Source organism: Maribacter chungangensis (genome assembly GCF_042676845.1).
In the GTDB taxonomy this organism is placed as follows: Bacteria; Bacteroidota; Bacteroidia; order Flavobacteriales; family Flavobacteriaceae; genus Maribacter; species Maribacter chungangensis.
In genome coordinates this window covers 1,282,519-1,299,216 of record NZ_JBHTHY010000003.1, presented here as the reverse complement: position 1 = coordinate 1,299,216, position 16,698 = coordinate 1,282,519, and the positions used below count along the sequence as shown (strand labels likewise).

Below are 16,698 nucleotides of genomic sequence, written 5' to 3'. Positions count from 1 at the left end.
GCTCTCTATGTAATTTCCGTAGTAACTTTATGCTAATAAAGAACGTGTTCAAATCCTATGGCAAGGAAAAATCTACAACAAATACCAATCTACAGAAAAGCAATGGATCTCTGCATCATGAGCAGGGAAATAGCATCCTATGTGTCATTGAATAAAAACCTGTTAACCCTTTATGAATCAAATAGCCTAAGGGACAGCATTGCCAATTCATTATTAACGGATACCATCCTAATTCCCCAAAAAATTGTAGCAGCCGAATTTTCAACGTCGAGCAGCGAACGCATGCACAGCATTTCTTTTATAAACATCATGATTCGAAATATTAATTCGTACTGCCGTGGACTCGAAAAAGATGGCGTAAAAGAAATAGAATACCTTAATCTACTTCGCTCGGAATTACGAAGTTTTCGAAAACACTACAAGAAGTGGAAAATATCCATGAACTAGGACGGTTACTTTTTTGATATTGACAAAAAGCAGATAAACATCTGGTTATAGGTATTTCCCATTCCGCATAATACCTTACTTTTGATTACAAAAGAGGTTCAATTGAAAGTAATTATTCTCATCAACTGTCCGGACAAGTCCGGTATTATTAGTTCGGTTACACGGTTCATACATTCCCATTCCGGAAACGTTGTATACCTAGATCAACACGTAGATAAGTTTTCGAACGTATTTTTTATGCGCCTGGAGACGGATTTCAATTCCGAAAATTTTAATGCCGATAGTTTTAAAAACGCATTTGAAGCATCTATTGCGCTATCGTACCACATGCAGTGGCGTATGTATTCGGATACTGTAAGACCAAAAATGGCACTTTTCGTATCAAAGTACAATCATTGTTTATACGACCTCTTGGGCAGACATAATTCTGGAGAACTTAAAGTAGATATTCCTTTTATTTTAAGCAACCATCCGGACCTGAAATTTATTGCAGACCAATTTGGCATCCCCTTTTTTCATGTACCCTTCTCCAAGGAAAACCGGAAACAGGCCGAAGCCGAACAATTGACTCTATTGAAAGCGCACCATATAGATTTTATAGTTCTTGCTAGGTATATGCAAATTGTAAGCAATAGCTTAATCGATGTTTTTCCCAATCGTATCATTAACATACACCACTCCTTTTTGCCTGCTTTTGCAGGTGCCAAACCCTACCATGCGGCCTTTAAACGGGGTGTGAAGATTATTGGTGCTACCAGCCATTATGTTACGGAGGACCTGGATGAAGGACCTATAATAGAACAAGACGTTATTCCGGTATCGCACTCGCATAGCATTGCCGATTTTATAAGTAAGGGAAGGGATTTAGAGAAAATCGTGCTTGCGCGAGCCATTAAACTTCACGTGCTAAGAAAAACCATGGTCTATAACAATAAAACCGTTATTTTCTCGTAAAACCATAAACACTAAACATTATAGAAGAATATGAAAAAAATCGCACTACTTATCGGCATCACCTTGTTTTTATCCTGTACCGAGTTACAACAGGTCGTAAACCAACTTCCCGCGGGAACCACCGAACTTGGCAACGAAGAAATTGGTAGCGGATTACGAGCCGCCTTGGATAAAGGCATTACCAAACAAGTAAGCCAGCTTACTAAAACAGATGGGTTTTTTAAAAACGACCTCGTTAAAATTCTTATGCCGGAAGAACTTCAAAAAGTGGACAAGACCTTGCGGGACATTGGCTTGGGAAGTTTAGCGGACGAAGGATTAAAAGTTTTGAACAGGGCGGCCGAAGATGCAGTTTCCGAAGCCACTCCGATTTTCGTGAATGCGGTAAAGGAAATCTCATTCAACGATGCAAAAGGAATACTGCTTGGAAACGAAGATGCCGCTACCAATTATTTAAAGGAAAGGACAACAACGGAACTTTACGACAAATTTAATCCGGTGATAAAGTCTTCTTTCGAAAAAGTGGGAGCAGATAAGGTATGGGCGTCATTGATAAACAAATACAACTCCATTCCCTTAACGTCAAATGTAAATCCGGATTTAACGGATTACGTAACACAAGAAGCGTTAAAAGGAGTTTACACAATGATTGCCGTTGAGGAAAAGGAAATAAGAAGCAAAGCTTCGTCTAGAACAACCGACTTACTTAAGAAAGTATTTGCACTACAGGACTAAAAAAATAGACCAACAACAATATTTAACAGTTTACTGCGTTAAATTTATTGAGTTTCAAGTGTTAACATAAAAAATAAAATAGTTAAAGTTCATTTTTTTAGTTAATAGTTTTTGAGTTAGTTAGTTAGTTTAAAACCGGTGGGAGCACCGGTTTTTTTGTTTCTTCTTATTTTGTATTCATAGTTCAAACCTTTACCCTGTATGCAAAAAGGATAAGGCCTGCATGCTATGGCAACCAACTATTAAGCAAAAATTTGCGATTATTTGGGTAGTAACCGGCACTTTAAATTCACAAAACCTTGCGCAAATAATACCAAAGGAGAAAACCAAGAATGCATCAACGTAGCCGATAAAATCATTATAGGACAATATTTGGTTTCTTGTTTCCCATTCCTACCAGATAACCAATTACCATATTATTGAACAGCTGCGGCTGTTCTATATTTACTACGTGCCCGCAATCCTGAATTATAAACAGATTAGATGTGGTATGGGCCGTTGCTATCTTTTTTATTGTAGGCAAAAACAGGTAGTCTTCCTCGCCCATTACATATAAGGTAGGTATCTTGATATCGGCAGACCTAAAAAAACGCAACAACGGATTAATCTCAGAGGTAAGTTTAAACCAGCGGATAAATTCCTTTTGATATAGTTTTTTCGCCTCTCTAACGAAAAGCAACCTAGATTCCCTATGGTTCTTGTTTGGCATTATCACAAAGGCAAAAAATTTATAAAGCCATAGGTATGGCACAACCGATTTAAAGACTACGCCTAAACGCATTAAAATCTGGGACCGTAAATTCAATTTCATGATTGCCCCGCCCATAATCATACTTTCTACACGGTGCGGATGCTTCTCCGCCAAATTCCGAATTAAAATAGTACCCAAGGAAATACCTATAAAGTGCGACTTTTCAACTTTTTCAAAATCTATTACTTCCAGAATATCGTCGGTAATAGAATCAAAGGTATATTGATCGCTAAAAGCATTCTTTAAGTTGGGTTTGGAATCTCCATGACCACGTAAATCCAACAGCAGGATATTAAAGAATTTCCTAAATTCCCTCACCTGCTTGTACCAAATAGAAGAGCTTCCACCGGCACCATGAACAAAGGTTACCCAGGTAGAAGAATCTTTATGAATGTATTTCGTATAGTTTAACAATGTGTTTTAGGGCGTCTTTGAATAAAGCCAATCAGCAATGTAAATAATCTTTTTGAATTGAAGGACTTTTCGAAAGAAAATAACCTGAACAAGGTTGGATTTTATCGCATTCACATCTATTTCGTTAAATAAAAGACAAATTACCTGAATATTAGTTCTATAACACGTATGTCAACATCCAAAAGTAGATATCCTACGTATATTTGTAAGAACAAATACTAAACTATGGAAAAGCAATATTGTAAAGTAGGAACAGTTACGCCAATAGCCGCACAACCCAATGCTATTACCATGTTGGAATACCAATACCAGAATTTTATGGACAAGGCTTCCAACATACAGTATTCTAATACAAAACTTGGTGAATTTTTTGAGCTTAAAGCCATAAAAATACAAAAAGCCTTAAAAGAACTGATGTAAGGGATTATAGCTTAGCTAACTCTTGTTTCATTAAATCCTGTAATTCCTTTGCCTTTTGTTGGGCGGCGATGGCATAGTCCTCACCATTGGAAGCATACAGTATGCCCCGTGAAGAATTTATAAGCAAACCCACATCTGGGGTAATTCCATATTTACATACCTCCGAAAGACTTCCACCTTGCGCTCCAACTCCGGGTACCAATAAAAAACTGTTAGGCACAATCTTTCGAATGTCAGTAAGATAAGATGCTTTGGTGGCTCCCACAACATACATTAAATTTTCTGAACCATTATAGGTTTTAGACACTTCCAATACTTGCTTATAAAGTTCCAAACCCTCCAGTTCCTTGGTTTGAAAGTCATACGCACCAATATTCGAGGTCAAGGCCAATAAAATAGTATGTTTATCCTCAAATGCCAAGAATGGCTCTACAGAATCCTTTCCCATATAAGGTGCTATGGTGACGGAATCAAAATTTAAATCTTCGAAAAATGCCTTTGCGTATCTCGTGGATGTATTGCCGATATCTCCTCTTTTGGCATCTGCAATAGTAAAAATCTCTGGATATTCGGTATTTAAATATGTAATCGTTTTCTCCAAGGCCACCCAACCTTTTATCCCGTAGGCTTCATAAAACGCAGTATTGGGCTTGTAAGCAACGCAAAGGTGATGTGTAGCATCTATTATGGCCTTGTTAAAGGCAAAAACAGGGTCTTCTTCTTTTAACAAGTGCTCGGGAATTTTTTCTAGATCGGTATCCAAACCAATACATAAAAAGGATTCTTTTTTACGGATTTGTTGTATTAATGCTTTCGTGGTCATACGAGTACAGTTCTTTTGGTTGGCTTATATTTTGTCCAAAAAATAAGTCCAAAACGTTATTTCAATAAAATATGTAGTACTAATGAAGCGATTAGAATGTTTCGGAAGCCTCTTTTAGTTTCTCCGTGTTTTCCACAAGGCTCAATTCATCAATAATCCGTTGAATATCACCATCTATAATATTTGACAGATCATATAAAGTTAGGCCGATACGGTGATCGGTTACCCTTCCTTGTGGGTAGTTATACGTCCTGATCTTCGCAGAGCGATCACCACTACTTACTTGAGAATTTCGTTTTGCAGCATCTTCCTCCTGTTTTTTGGCAAGCTCTAGGTCGTATAGTCTAGAACGCAGTACACGGAAGGCCTTGTCCTTATTCTTGTGTTGTGATTTTTGATCTTGACATTGCGCTACAAGCCCCGTAGGAAGGTGGGTCAATCGCACGGCCGAATATGTCGTATTTACAGATTGACCCCCAGGACCGGAAGAACAAAAGAAATCTATGCGCACATCTTTAGGATCTATTTGCACATCAAAATCTTCTGCTTCGGGCAATACCATAACCGTGGCGGCACTGGTATGCACCCTGCCCTGTGTTTCTGTCTGGGGCACTCGCTGCACACGGTGTACGCCTGCTTCAAACTTCAAGGTTCCGTAAACGTCAGTTCCGGTAACCTCGAACTGAATTTCCTTGTAGCCCCCGCTCGTACCCTGGCTTAAATCTATAACATTGGTTTTCCAACCCTTACTTTCACAATATTTAGTGTACATACGAAACAGGTCGCCTGCAAAAATGCTTGCCTCGTCCCCACCCGTCCCGGCCCGGATTTCAACAACCACATCTTTGGCATCTTCAGGATCCTTAGGGATGAGCATCAACTTTATTTCCTCTTCCAGTTTTGGAAACTCTGATCTAGCGTCTTCCAACTGCATTTTTGCCATCTCTACCATTTCTTCATCACTGCCATCGGCTATAATTTCCTCTGCCTCCGCTATATTATTGGTCAGCTCCAAATAGTAGTCTCTTTTGGCCACTAACGCCTTAAGATCACTGTACTCCTTAGTAAGCTTCACATATCTTTTCTGATCCGTTATGACATCGGGCTGGATAATTAAATCGGAAACCTCATCAAAACGCTGTTTTACAATATTTAACTTGTCTATCATATTTATCCTTCACTAGTCCTGCGAATTTACGATAAATTTGTACATTTAAGGAAGTACTTGATACGATTGAACCCTTAATCCCTGGTTTGGAAAAATTGATTCTTGTTTGGAAATTTTACCGCCAATTTCTTTTTATATCCTTGCTCCTAACGATTTTTATTTTAGCCTTAAAAGCACCTTTTAGTGTGCTATTTGGCAGTAAAGCAGTACTGTTCTTATTATTGTTCGTTGTATATTTTGATTCGATACTCCAGAAAAGGATGATATTCTATCAAAATTTTGGACTTTCACATATTCAGCTATTTTTCGGTTGCTTTCTTGTGGATGCGCTATGGTCATCCGCTCTATACTATATCCTAAGCCTGTTTTGACGTTAGAATTAGACAACATAGAACTCAATTTTGACTCCAAGAAAATCCTTAGCGGCATTTACATGCATGCCGAAACCGGAACGGTTACGGGTGTCTTAGGTAGAAACGGTTGCGGAAAAACCTCTTTACTCCGCATTCTATTCGGAAACCTAGGGCCTAAATATGGCAATGTAAGGCTTAACGGATTACATCAAAAAAGGAAACTCTATAAAACAGGTAAAGCAGCATATCTCCCACAACACCGGTTGCTGCCGAGCTACATGACCGTTCAAGAAGCTTTTGAGACCTTTAAGACAGATCGAAAGGACTTCACAACGTTATTCCATTCTTTTGTGGCACCGCAAAAAGAAAAGATCAACAATCTTTCCACTGGTGAATTAAGACTACTGGAAACCTATTTGATATTGAACTCCAAGAAAGAGATTATTATACTGGACGAACCCTTTTCCTTTATTGCCCCTATATATATCGATATCCTGAAAAAAATCATCTGCCAAAAGAAAGAAAATAGTATTATTATTTTGACCGACCATTATTATGAAGATATTTTAGATATCAGCGATACCCTTTACCTGCTCAAGAACGGGTGCTCCAAAGCACTAAAATCCAAAGTGGAATTGAAACAAGAGGGATATTTAACCTAAGCATTAAATGCGAGCGAATGCGACACCATTAATATTACCACCCTATTGCTACTAAGACCAAGCATATAAGTGTTTTATAGGACTTAACCCATACCAACTTAGCAATCGATGATATACCGGCATAACCAAAAGACTCAAGGTGCTTTATCCAGAATTAGACCATTGCTCTTTACCAATGTATTGTCGGAATCTATAATTATCACTTCCGTACCCCCCAACTGATTTACCAGGGCCAGTCCCGCATCCCGACCCATAACCATTATGGCCGTAGCAAGGGCATCGCATAGTTCCGCACTTTTAGAAAACACGGAAACCCTGTTTATACCCGTGGCAGGATACCCGGTACGTGGATCTATAAGATCACCGAATCTCTGCCCGTTAATCGTCACAAATCGTTCGCTAGTACCAGCAGTAGCCACCGAAGATTCCAAAAGCGGAATCCATGAAAAAATGGTATCCTTGCTCAAGGGATTTGCGATACCTATGAGCCATTTCTCACCGCTTACCTTTTTGCCCCAAGCACTAATATCACCGGCAGCATTGATAACGCCCGCCACTACCTGTTTGGATACCAACAACTCTTTTGCCTTGTCCGCAGCGTACCCTTTGCCAATAGCGCCAAAAGAGATCTTCATTCCCTTTTGGGACAAAAAAACGGACTGCTCGGAAGCATCCAAAATAATCTTTTCGTAACCTACAGTTGTTTTAGCTTTTGCAATTTGAGATGCAGATGGCATACCGGTCATGGATCCATCGAACTTCCAAATGGTGTCCATTCCGGCAAAAGTGATATCAAAAGCACCATTGGTGATTTCCGAAATCTGTTTGGAACGCTCGATCAGTTTAAAAAGCTCTAGACTTACCTTTACCGGCTTAATACCGGCATTATCATTGATCAAGGAGGTTTCCGAATCGGCATCCCACGAGGATATAAGCTTTTCTATTCTTGTGATTTCGCCAACTGCTTCCTGTATGTTGATATATCCTAGTTCCTCATCTACAGAAACCACGGTAATATCAAAACGGGTTCCCATCAGTGTCGCGGCCTTCTTTACCGTTACATAATCCTTGTCCTGGGCAAAACCAACAAACAAGAAGAAAAAACACAAAATGGTCGTAATGTTACCCTTAGCACACTGTAGAAACACCCCATAACTAAATCCAACACCTAATAAGCATCGCCCAATGATGCCGATCATTATAGTGCGTAAACTATTCGTTACTAAAGGGGAACAAGTCATTAAAACAGATGAATTAGCTGTATGGAACGGACTTATTCAAAAACCCGCAAAAGGTTTCCATTAAGCTCGGTATTGTATACTTTTAAAGCTCTTGGCGTGCTGTTGGGAATGGTGTTTAAAGGGGTGCCGTCCTGCCCAAAACGTGATCCGTGCACATCGCAGAAAAAAGTTCCTCCGTTACGACTGTCAAATACCACTGCATCATACTGCTCATGGCTACAAACCTGGGAAGCAGCAACAAAGTTACCTTCCAAATTTCTAACAATAACTACTAAATTTTTACGAATAAAGCCACCATTATCTGATAGCTTAGCGGCTTCCGAAGCACTTAGATCTATGGTAAAATCTACATTTGTTGGTGGATCGACAATATTTCCATCGTTTTCATCATCCTTGGAACATCCTCCAAGACATGGAAAAGTAATAGCGAAAGCAGCACCGGCTCCCAATGTTCTTAAAAAATCCTTTCTTTCCATAGCAGTTATTTATAATAAAGAACGTAGGATTCCAAACAATCGTATACCTTAATACGTAAAGGTGCCGTATGTACTTTTGATTGTCAACCGCTTCGTTTCGGATGCCTCTACTTTCCCAATGACTTGGGCATCTACACCAAACGATTTTGAAATTTCGATTACATCATTGGCCAAAGCCGAATCCAGATAAATTTCCAATCTATGGCCACAGTTGAACACTTGGTACATTTCCTTCCAATCGGTTCCAGACTGCTGCTGTATCAACTTAAACAAAGGCGGAAGCTCAAAAAGAGTATCCTTTACAATGTGTAAGCTATCTACAAAATGAAGAATTTTTGTCTGGGCACCACCACTGCAATGTACCATCCCATGAATGTCCGTACTGTTGTATTTAGATAGTATTTTTTTTACGATCGGCGCGTATGTCCGTGTTGGCGATAAGACCAGTTTACCGGCATCCAAGGGAGAATTGGGAACAGCGTCCGTTAATTTGGTCTTACCTGAATAGACCAGATCTGCCGGAACTTCCGAATCAAAACTTTCCGGGTACTTCTCTGCCAAAGACTTGGAAAACACATCATGGCGCGCAGAGGTGAGTCCGTTACTGCCCATACCCCCATTGTACTCGGTTTCGTAGGTTGCTTGTCCAAAGGAAGCCAAACCAACTATTACATCTCCGGCCTTTATATTTGCGTTGTCGATTACATCGCTCCTTTTAAGCCTTGCCGTAACGGTAGAATCTACTATAATGGTACGAACCAAATCGCCCACATCTGCGGTCTCCCCACCTGTGGAGCGAATAGTTATACCATGCTCCGCCAAATCGGAAATTAACTCCTCGGTACCATTAATTATGGCCGAAAGCACTTCTCCCGGAATTTTATTTTTGTTTCTGCCAATGGTAGAGGATAACATGATATTATCCGTAGCACCCACACAGATCAAATCATCAATATTCATGATCAACGCATCTTGTGCAATACCCTTCCAAACGGACAGATCTCCCGTTTCTTTCCAATACATATAAGCAAGAGAGGATTTGGTTCCAGCGCCATCGGCATGCATCACTAAGCAATAGTCCTTGTCTCCGGTCAAATAATCGGGTACAATTTTGCAAAACGCCTTTGGAAACAAACCCTTATCTATATTTTTTATAGCATTATGAACGTCTTCTTTTGCCGCAGAAACCCCGCGTTGACTGTATCTTTCACTTGTAGATGATGACATATAACTGGTTTGAGGCAAAAATAAAGGATTTGCTTCAAACTCCAAGTTGAAAAACACCAGAGAAATGAAGCTAAACCCTTCCTTTATTTAACAAAAAGAAGCTCCCTATACTTTGTTAAGGGCCAAAGTTGGTCGTCAAGCAGCTTTTCCAGCTTGTCCGAATGCTTTCTTATCTCATCAAAGTAAGGCCTAACATTATGACAATAGGCTTCGGCCTTCCTTTTACCATCGCTAATAACGTTGGCTTTTCGCCTCGCATCGGTCATGGCATCCGTCATTTTTTTAATGGCATCCAAATGCTCTCCAATTTCTTCTATCATGGCCAATTGCCCTTCCGAAAACTTCTTATGGGCGGCACCATATATCTCCTTTAAGCCCGCAACATTGGAAATCAGTTTGTTTTGATAGGCAATACCAGCAGGAATAATATAGCCGTATACAAGTTCATTATACACACGCCCCTCTATCTGTATGTTCAAGATATAGGTATCAAGCTCTACCGCCAAACGGGCGCCGATCTCTACTTCGCTCATGACCTTGGTAGCTTTAAACAGCGCTAAACTTTCCTTGGATGTTAATACCTGTAGGGCATCGGGGGTGTTTTTATTATTACTTAACTTTCTCTTCTTTGCCTCGTTCTCCCATTCTTTGCTATATCCATCGCCATCGAACCGAATTCGCTTAGAAGTCTTGATATACTCCCGTAAAACATTAAAAACAGCTTCATCCTTTTTTAATCCTTTTTTATCTATGAGCGTGTCTACCTCCTTCTTAAATTCCTGCAACTGTTTTGCCACAATGGTATTTAATATGGTCATAGGTTTGGCAGAATTTGTCTTTGCCCCTACGCCGCGCATCTCGAATTTGTTACCGGTAAAGGCAAAGGGCGAGGTTCGGTTACGATCCGTGTTATCCAAGAGAATTTCCGGAATTTTACCGACAACGTTCAGTTTTAATTCAGTTTTTTCCTCTGGGGAGAGCTTTCCTTTGGATACCCCTTCGAGCTCATCCAATACATTACTAAGCTGCGAGCCTATAAAAATGGAAAAAATAGCCGGCGGTGCTTCGTTGGCACCCAGCCTATGGTCGTTACTTGCAGAAGCAATAGAGGAACGCAATAACTCCTCGTACGTATCTACCGCCTTAATGGTATTTATAAAAAAAGTAAGGAACTGAAGGTTTTTCATGGGTGTAGAACCTGGACTCAAAAGATTGACACCCGTATCCGTGGCCAAAGACCAATTGTTGTGTTTTCCAGAACCGTTGATACCCGCAAACGGTTTTTCATGGAACAACACCTTAAATTTATGCTTATCGGCAACTTTGTCCATTACGTCCATCAACAGTAGATTATGATCTACCGCAAGGTTAGCTTCCTCAAAAATAGCGGCCAACTCAAACTGGTTGGGCGCCACTTCGTTGTGTCTCGTTTTCAAAGGAATACCCAGTTTGGTACATTCCTTTTCCAGATCGCTCATAAAACTTAGAACCCTGTTGTGTATTACGCCAAAATAGTGATCATCCAATTGCTGGCCTTTTGCTGCGGAATTACCCACTAAGGTTCTGCCTGTTAGAACAATATCCGGTCTGGACTGGGCAAGTGCTTTATCGATCAAAAAATACTCTTGCTCCCAGCCTAGTGTGGCATGTACTTTTGTAACATTCTTATCAAAATACCTAGCTACGGCTGTAGCGGCATCATCTACGGCCGCCAAAGCCCTTAATAAAGGTGCCTTGTTATCCAAAGCTTCTCCCGTGTAGGATACGAATATGGTTGGGATACACAACGTGGTACCATAAACAAAGGCAGGAGATGTAGGGTCCCATGCCGTATAGCCCCTTGCCTCGAACGTATTTCTAATACCGCCACTGGGAAAACTTGATGCGTCCGGCTCCTGCTGTACCAATTGCCCACCACCAAATTTCTCCAAAGCCGTACCATCTGCTAGCAAATCAAAAAACGCATCGTGTTTCTCGGCGGTCGCACCCGTTAATGGTTGAAACCAATGGGTGTAATGGGTTGCTCCCATAGAAATAGCCCATCCCTTCATGGCCTCCGCTACTTGATCGGCTATTTTACGGTCTATTTTAGAGGCCGATGAAATAGCGTTTTTTACACTTTCCAAGGCATCCTTGGTAAGATACTGTAACATTTTTTTTTCGTTGAACACATTGTTGGCAAAGAAATCCGATCTTCTTCCATTCTCCGCAATGCCAATGGAAACCCTGTTACCGCTCTCTGTCAGTGCCTTAAATCTACTTAATGACATAGTTCTAAATTATTAATATGACAAAATTACGACCTTAAATTATAAATATCACAAAACACCCTATAAAAAATAGGGGTCTATCTATTTTTTTTACTTCTTATCGATTTACACCCCTTAAAAATTCATATTATTCAACAAAAAATCATATTTTTGCCTGTCTTTTATTTTTCATCAACTATAATTTAGTATACATTATGAGCAAAACAAAATTGGAGTACATCTGGCTAGACGGTCATGAACCGACCCAAAACATGAGAAGCAAGACTAAAGTAGAAAACGACTTTAGCGGCAAATTGGAAGACTGTCCCATTTGGTCTTTTGATGGCTCATCTACAGAGCAGGCATCCGGCGGGGCATCTGACTGCTTATTGAAACCTGTAGCTATTTTCCCAGATCCAGCAAGAAAAAATGGATTTTTGGTAATGTCAGAAGTATTAAGCGCCGATGGAACGCCACATCCTTCCAATGCAAGGGCTAAAATTGACGATGACGATGGTGACTTCTGGTTTGGTTTTGAGCAGGAGTATTTCTTGATGGATACAAAAACAGATCTGCCGTTAGGATTTCCGCGTGGTGGCTTTCCTGGACCACAGGGTAAATATTATTGTTCTGTAGGCGGTAGATATACATGGGGCAGGGATATAGTTGAAGAACATGCAGATTTATGCATAGCGGCCGGCTTGAATTTTGAAGGTATCAACCAAGAAGTTGCGCCAGGGCAGTGGGAATTCCAATTATTTGCTAAAGGTGCCAAAAAAGCAGGCGACGAAATTTGGGTTGCACGTTACTTATTGGATAGACTAACAGAGCAACATGGCTACTACATAGAATACCATCCTAAACCAGTAAAAGGTGACTGGAACGGATCGGGAATGCATGCCAACTTCTCAAATACCACCCTACGAACGTGCGGGTCAAAAGAGACTTACGAAAAAATATGCGAAGCCTTTAGACCGGTAACGGAAGAGCACATTGCCGTTTACGGTGAGTTTAACGATGAACGATTGACAGGAGAGCATGAAACGGCCCACGTATCCGATTTCTCTTATGGAGTTTCCGATAGAGGCGCCTCTATTAGAATTCCGATCATTACAGTTGAAAAAGGATGGAAAGGTTGGCTAGAGGATAGAAGACCTGCTTCTAACGGAGATCCTTACAAAATTGCGGGAAGAATAATTAAGACGGTGAAGAGCGCAAAGCTTTAACATTACGGATATTTAGTTTTAAACAAAACGCCTTGGAGATTCCAAGGCGTTTTTTGTTTTAACAATTAGCAACTACGAAATAGTAAAATACACAAACATGAGATAAACGCTTAGCAAAACAAGTCCATCTCGCCAGCCCAGTCTTAATCCTTTTGGTATAAATACCAGAGGTAGGATAAGAAAGGAAATCCCTAGCATCCACCAGATATCATTGGAAAGCAAGCCTTCGTCCATCACTTTAATGGGCGTAATAATAGCCGTAATACCAAGCACCGCAAGTAAATTGAAAATATTTGAACCAATAAGGTTACCTAAGGAAATTGCTTTTTCTTTATTAATGATGGCAATAATAGAAGCTGCCAGTTCGGGAATACTAGTACCTACGGATACTATCGTAATCGCAATGACACGTTCACTAACCCCAAAGCTCTGGGCAAGACCAACGGCACCAGTAATCAAAAGTTCTGAACCACCCCATAAAGCCACACCTCCCAAACCCAAAAATAGTGTGGTTTTCCATAGAGGCATCATAACCGCAGGCAGCTCCGGTTCCTCCTCCACTGCCTTTTTTTGAAATCGCAGCAAGTACACCAAAAAGGCGAACAAAAAGAGAACCATTATAACACCCTCATGGAATTCCAATACCCCATCAAAATAAATAAAAACAAAAAACAATAAAGAAGCTATCATCATAACGGGCCAATCCGTTGTATAAAAACTACGTTTAACATCTATACTACTTAACAAAATCGTAACGGCCAACACGAGTCCCAAATTCGCAATATTGGAGCCTACCACATTCCCCAAGGCCAAATCGGGAGAACCGTCCAAGGCAGCATTGACACTTACCATAAGTTCTGGTGCAGAGGTAGCAAAGGACACCACGGTCATACCGATAACTATTTTTGGAATATTCAATTTCAAAGACAGGTCTACAGCAGATTTCAATAGCCAATTACCTCCGGCAATCAACAGTACCAATCCAACCACCACGAACAAAAAATTCTGCATACACCTTTATTTTCAACAAATATAAAGTAAGAATCCGGGATTTGCCCAAGTACCCCAAGTAGCACAGACATTAAGATTCTAATTCATAATTCGATAGAACCAAAACAAAGGAATACTAAAGATAAACATAGCACAAATCCGGAAGAGTATTGCGTTCCCGAAAAACTCGGCATCATATTTTATCTTACCGGTCCCGAAATTCTGAGAGCCCAAAAAACAGTTCCGACCTGGGCATTCCGCTCCGCGCTATCTTTAAATTTAAAGAAGTGACTCATTGTCCTAAATAATATAACTTAAACCACGCATCCGATCTTACTGAAATTCCACGATACTAAAATCTTCTTCTACGGCTGTGATCAGTTTTATTATACCTTCTTAGAAAAAGCATTTGCGCAGCTTGCTAACATCATTATAAGATACAAACATCATCAACCATGGTAACAACAGAAACCGACCCAATTCGTCCTTTTCATAACGTAGTAAAATCACATTCACGACTCAAAGGTTCATCATATTTGACATTTAAATGGATTAACATACGTTTAGGGCAATAATCAACTAATGCGCGGTAATACCTAACGGAACTCCGTATTTTTAATTTTGTATTTTTGAACCACCAACAAACCCGCTTAAAACATGTATACCTTTTTGGCTAAATTGAACAAGGCATTACTTCCCTCCTACTCAAAACAGCGACTGGATCTCTCAAAAGCATCAAAACTGCAAATGGCCATAATAGGTTGGCGGTACTTTGTGACAACAAAAGCATTGGATCAATAGCGCAGTAAGGAATGCGTTGGGCAAGCAGCTATCTTGTCACGACCATTAAGGACGGTAAGTTCCAACAAAAAGTTAAACTGTACGATTTCGCCACCGGCACGTTCTACCAATTTTGCGACGGCACTAGCAGTACCTCCAGTTGCTAGTACATCATCATGTACCAATACCCTATCACCCTCGCTTATGGCGTCAGTATGCATTTCTAGAATATCAGTACCGTATTCCAAGGTAAATGGTTCGCTTAACTTGCTAAAGGGCAACTTTCCCGGCTTTCTAACGGGAACAAATCCTGCTTTTAGGCTATGGGCCAATAGCGGTCCAAAGATAAATCCCCTGCTTTCCATTCCTACTACCTTATCTATACGGGTATCCCCAATCATGGTCAATAGCCCAACTGTAGCAACTTGAAAGGCTTTTCGGTCTTGCAACAACGGCGTAATATCCTTGTAAAGAATACCCTTTTTAGGAAAATTTTCAATATCCCTTACATAGCGTTTTAAATCCATTCCTTTTGTACCTTGTTTATTTTGCGTTAAAAGTAAAAAGAAATATATTTGCAGCCCCTTAGGGGAAGCCTAAAAAGGCCCTGTGGCGCAACTGGATAGCGCATCTGACTACGAATCAGAAGGTTACAAGTTCGAATCTTGTCAGGGTCACTAAAACGGATATCATCCGAGACCAAAACCTTGCTAATCTTATGATTTACAGGCTTTTTTTATTTTAGGCCAATCATATAAAATGATGCTATATGGTTTTAAATGTTCACAAATCGTCAACATTTTTTTAAAACGTCAACATAAGTGTCAACAGTTTTATATATTGAGCTCAATTAAAGATAAGTATTGCTAAGTTGATTTGACTTTCGTCTCAATTATTGTTTAACACATTAAGACGAAAACTATGCGCACAGCAAAAACATTTTCAGTACTCTTTTGGGTTTACACCCAACGCTCCGACAAAAATAATTCTTCTAACATTTATGCTCGCATTACCCTAAATGGAAAAAAAGTTAACCTTAGTTTAAACCAAAAGGTCAATGTAGACTCTTGGGACCCAAAACGCCAAAAGTTAAAGGGCAATGGAAAAACATCGAGAGAGGTAAATTATTATTTAGATGAAGTAAAGGCAATTATTGTTCAAAGCTACAGAGATTTGGTCAACGAATCCAAGTTAGTAACTCCACAATTAATAAAAGCAAGGTATTTAGGAGAGGATACAAGAAACCACACTTTAAAAAACATATTTTCTTATCACAATGATAATTTAGGGGTGAACCTTGCACCAAAAACTTTATGCCACTATAAAACTAGCCAAAAATATCTGTTGAAATTTTTGGAAGCCGAGTATCGCAAGTCAGACATATTTCTTTGCGATCTGGACTATTCATTCATTTTAGGATTTGAACGTTTCTTGCGCTCATACTTCTTCAGCGAAATGCAGGGGAATGTGCTGAACGGGTTATGAAAACAGACTGTTCTCGTTAGGCAGAATGTTAAGCGGACTTGACTTTAAAGGTGGAGATTGGGAATGAAGCGCTACTGCCTTTTTTTTTGCAGGAGTAGCGGAATGGAAATCGCAAACTTTGAAGTTGTGTCCAAGACCTTGTTTAGTGAAGCGTGTTACTCGAAATGGAGCTTTTCGCAGAATTTAGAGGGATTGGCTAGAACGGTTAAAAAAATAGATTATTCCTTCCATGTAGTATGTTCAGTGAAGTTTATTTCTAAGTTGTAGAAGCAGATAATATCAATTAAGCATTTAGAA

General features: G+C 39.9%; 17 protein-coding genes and 1 tRNA gene. 9 read left to right on the top strand and 9 right to left on the bottom strand.

Annotation, left to right across the window (positions count from 1 at the left end):
- Positions 1–57 precede the first annotated feature (57 nt).
- From ACFQZJ_RS05510 to ACFQZJ_RS05500, 3 genes are all read left to right on the top strand, one after another.
- The gene (locus ACFQZJ_RS05510) at positions 58–447 is read left to right on the top strand and encodes a hypothetical protein (RefSeq protein ID WP_379932880.1); all 390 of its coding nucleotides are present in this window, start codon (positions 58–60) and stop codon (positions 445–447) included.
- Between the two features lie 102 nt (positions 448–549).
- Entirely contained in the window at positions 550–1,401 is an 852-nt protein-coding gene (gene purU, locus ACFQZJ_RS05505) for a formyltetrahydrofolate deformylase (RefSeq protein WP_379932878.1), read from the top strand.
- Positions 1,402–1,431: 30 nt separating this feature from the next.
- Entirely contained in the window at positions 1,432–2,136 is a 705-nt protein-coding gene (locus ACFQZJ_RS05500) for a DUF4197 domain-containing protein (RefSeq protein WP_379932876.1), read from the top strand.
- 358 nt (positions 2,137–2,494) lie between these two features.
- Here the strand turns inward: ACFQZJ_RS05500 and ACFQZJ_RS05495 are convergent, their stop codons facing one another.
- Positions 2,495–3,301, bottom strand: a complete 807-nt coding sequence (locus ACFQZJ_RS05495) for an alpha/beta fold hydrolase (protein WP_379932875.1) — start codon at positions 3,299–3,301, stop codon at positions 2,495–2,497.
- A 225-nt stretch (positions 3,302–3,526) separates the two neighbouring features.
- Between ACFQZJ_RS05495 and ACFQZJ_RS05490 the strand changes: the two genes are divergently transcribed.
- Positions 3,527–3,721: a hypothetical protein gene (locus tag ACFQZJ_RS05490; RefSeq protein ID WP_379932873.1), complete on the top strand. Its 195-nt coding sequence runs from the start codon at positions 3,527–3,529 to the stop codon at positions 3,719–3,721.
- Positions 3,722–3,725: 4 nt separating this feature from the next.
- Here the strand turns inward: ACFQZJ_RS05490 and pyrF are convergent, their stop codons facing one another.
- Both pyrF and prfA read right to left on the bottom strand, forming a co-directional pair.
- Positions 3,726–4,544: an orotidine-5'-phosphate decarboxylase gene (pyrF, locus tag ACFQZJ_RS05485; protein WP_379932871.1), complete on the bottom strand. Its 819-nt coding sequence runs from the start codon at positions 4,542–4,544 to the stop codon at positions 3,726–3,728.
- 91 nt (positions 4,545–4,635) lie between these two features.
- The gene (gene prfA / locus ACFQZJ_RS05480) at positions 4,636–5,712 is read right to left on the bottom strand and encodes a peptide chain release factor 1 (protein ID WP_379932869.1); all 1,077 of its coding nucleotides are present in this window, start codon (positions 5,710–5,712) and stop codon (positions 4,636–4,638) included.
- A gap of 367 nt (positions 5,713–6,079) precedes the next feature.
- On the opposite strand from prfA, the gene ACFQZJ_RS05475 reads away from it, so the two are divergent.
- On the top strand, positions 6,080–6,727 hold the full coding sequence (locus tag ACFQZJ_RS05475; protein WP_379932868.1) for an ATP-binding cassette domain-containing protein: 648 nt from the start codon (positions 6,080–6,082) through the stop codon (positions 6,725–6,727).
- 134 nt (positions 6,728–6,861) lie between these two features.
- Here ACFQZJ_RS05475 and ACFQZJ_RS05470 read toward each other — a convergent pair whose 3' ends face one another.
- The 4 genes from ACFQZJ_RS05470 to ACFQZJ_RS05455 all read right to left on the bottom strand — a co-directional run bounded on the left by ACFQZJ_RS05470 (position 6,862) and on the right by ACFQZJ_RS05455 (position 11,941).
- Positions 6,862–7,926 (bottom strand): FAD:protein FMN transferase, encoded by a 1,065-nt coding sequence (locus tag ACFQZJ_RS05470; protein ID WP_379932867.1) that lies wholly within the window; start codon positions 7,924–7,926, stop codon positions 6,862–6,864.
- 74 nt (positions 7,927–8,000) lie between these two features.
- Positions 8,001–8,444, bottom strand: coding sequence for a QcrA and Rieske domain-containing protein (locus ACFQZJ_RS05465; protein WP_379932866.1), 444 nt, complete (start codon positions 8,442–8,444; stop codon positions 8,001–8,003).
- Positions 8,445–8,492: 48 nt separating this feature from the next.
- A complete protein-coding gene (locus tag ACFQZJ_RS05460; RefSeq protein WP_379932864.1) occupies positions 8,493–9,671 on the bottom strand; it encodes an AIR synthase related protein in 1,179 nt (392 codons plus the stop codon).
- Positions 9,672–9,754: 83 nt separating this feature from the next.
- Positions 9,755–11,941 (bottom strand): glutamine synthetase III family protein, encoded by a 2,187-nt coding sequence (locus ACFQZJ_RS05455; RefSeq protein WP_379932863.1) that lies wholly within the window; start codon positions 11,939–11,941, stop codon positions 9,755–9,757.
- A gap of 194 nt (positions 11,942–12,135) precedes the next feature.
- Between ACFQZJ_RS05455 and ACFQZJ_RS05450 the strand changes: the two genes are divergently transcribed.
- The gene (locus ACFQZJ_RS05450; RefSeq protein WP_379932861.1) at positions 12,136–13,146 is read left to right on the top strand and encodes a glutamine synthetase beta-grasp domain-containing protein; all 1,011 of its coding nucleotides are present in this window, start codon (positions 12,136–12,138) and stop codon (positions 13,144–13,146) included.
- A 72-nt stretch (positions 13,147–13,218) separates the two neighbouring features.
- Here the strand turns inward: ACFQZJ_RS05450 and ACFQZJ_RS05445 are convergent, their stop codons facing one another.
- Positions 13,219–14,157, bottom strand: coding sequence for a calcium/sodium antiporter (locus tag ACFQZJ_RS05445; protein WP_379932859.1), 939 nt, complete (start codon positions 14,155–14,157; stop codon positions 13,219–13,221).
- A gap of 636 nt (positions 14,158–14,793) precedes the next feature.
- Between ACFQZJ_RS05445 and ACFQZJ_RS05440 the strand changes: the two genes are divergently transcribed.
- A complete protein-coding gene (locus ACFQZJ_RS05440; RefSeq protein ID WP_379932857.1) occupies positions 14,794–14,937 on the top strand; it encodes an SsrA-binding protein in 144 nt (47 codons plus the stop codon).
- On the opposite strand, the gene ACFQZJ_RS05435 is transcribed toward ACFQZJ_RS05440, so the two are convergent.
- Positions 14,931–15,443 (bottom strand): adenine phosphoribosyltransferase, encoded by a 513-nt coding sequence (locus tag ACFQZJ_RS05435; RefSeq protein WP_379932856.1) that lies wholly within the window; start codon positions 15,441–15,443, stop codon positions 14,931–14,933. The genes ACFQZJ_RS05440 and ACFQZJ_RS05435 overlap by 7 nt on opposite strands.
- A 76-nt stretch (positions 15,444–15,519) precedes the next feature.
- Between ACFQZJ_RS05435 and ACFQZJ_RS05430 the strand changes: the two genes are divergently transcribed.
- Together ACFQZJ_RS05430 and ACFQZJ_RS05425 are read left to right on the top strand one after the other, a co-directional pair.
- Positions 15,520–15,593, top strand: a tRNA-Arg gene (locus tag ACFQZJ_RS05430).
- 244 nt (positions 15,594–15,837) lie between these two features.
- Positions 15,838–16,401: a phage integrase SAM-like domain-containing protein gene (locus tag ACFQZJ_RS05425; RefSeq protein WP_379932854.1), complete on the top strand. Its 564-nt coding sequence runs from the start codon at positions 15,838–15,840 to the stop codon at positions 16,399–16,401.
- Positions 16,402–16,698: the final 297 nt, after the last annotated feature.

Coding starts and splice junctions, on each gene's coding strand:
- ACFQZJ_RS05510 (WP_379932880.1), top strand. CDS start 58: ATGGCAAGGAAAAATCTACAACAAATACCAATCTACAGAAAAGCAATG.
- ACFQZJ_RS05500 (WP_379932876.1), top strand. CDS start 1,432: ATGAAAAAAATCGCACTACTTATCGGCATCACCTTGTTTTTATCCTGT.
- ACFQZJ_RS05490 (WP_379932873.1), top strand. CDS start 3,527: ATGGAAAAGCAATATTGTAAAGTAGGAACAGTTACGCCAATAGCCGCA.
- pyrF (WP_379932871.1), bottom strand. CDS start 4,544: ATGACCACGAAAGCATTAATACAACAAATCCGTAAAAAAGAATCCTTT.
- prfA (WP_379932869.1), bottom strand. CDS start 5,712: ATGATAGACAAGTTAAATATTGTAAAACAGCGTTTTGATGAGGTTTCC.
- ACFQZJ_RS05470 (WP_379932867.1), bottom strand. CDS start 7,926: ATGATCGGCATCATTGGGCGATGCTTATTAGGTGTTGGATTTAGTTAT.
- ACFQZJ_RS05465 (WP_379932866.1), bottom strand. CDS start 8,444: ATGGAAAGAAAGGATTTTTTAAGAACATTGGGAGCCGGTGCTGCTTTC.
- ACFQZJ_RS05460 (WP_379932864.1), bottom strand. CDS start 9,671: ATGTCATCATCTACAAGTGAAAGATACAGTCAACGCGGGGTTTCTGCG.
- ACFQZJ_RS05455 (WP_379932863.1), bottom strand. CDS start 11,941: ATGTCATTAAGTAGATTTAAGGCACTGACAGAGAGCGGTAACAGGGTT.
- ACFQZJ_RS05450 (WP_379932861.1), top strand. CDS start 12,136: ATGAGCAAAACAAAATTGGAGTACATCTGGCTAGACGGTCATGAACCG.
- ACFQZJ_RS05445 (WP_379932859.1), bottom strand. CDS start 14,157: ATGCAGAATTTTTTGTTCGTGGTGGTTGGATTGGTACTGTTGATTGCC.
- ACFQZJ_RS05440 (WP_379932857.1), top strand. CDS start 14,794: ATGTATACCTTTTTGGCTAAATTGAACAAGGCATTACTTCCCTCCTAC.
- ACFQZJ_RS05435 (WP_379932856.1), bottom strand. CDS start 15,443: ATGGATTTAAAACGCTATGTAAGGGATATTGAAAATTTTCCTAAAAAG.
- ACFQZJ_RS05425 (WP_379932854.1), top strand. CDS start 15,838: ATGCGCACAGCAAAAACATTTTCAGTACTCTTTTGGGTTTACACCCAA.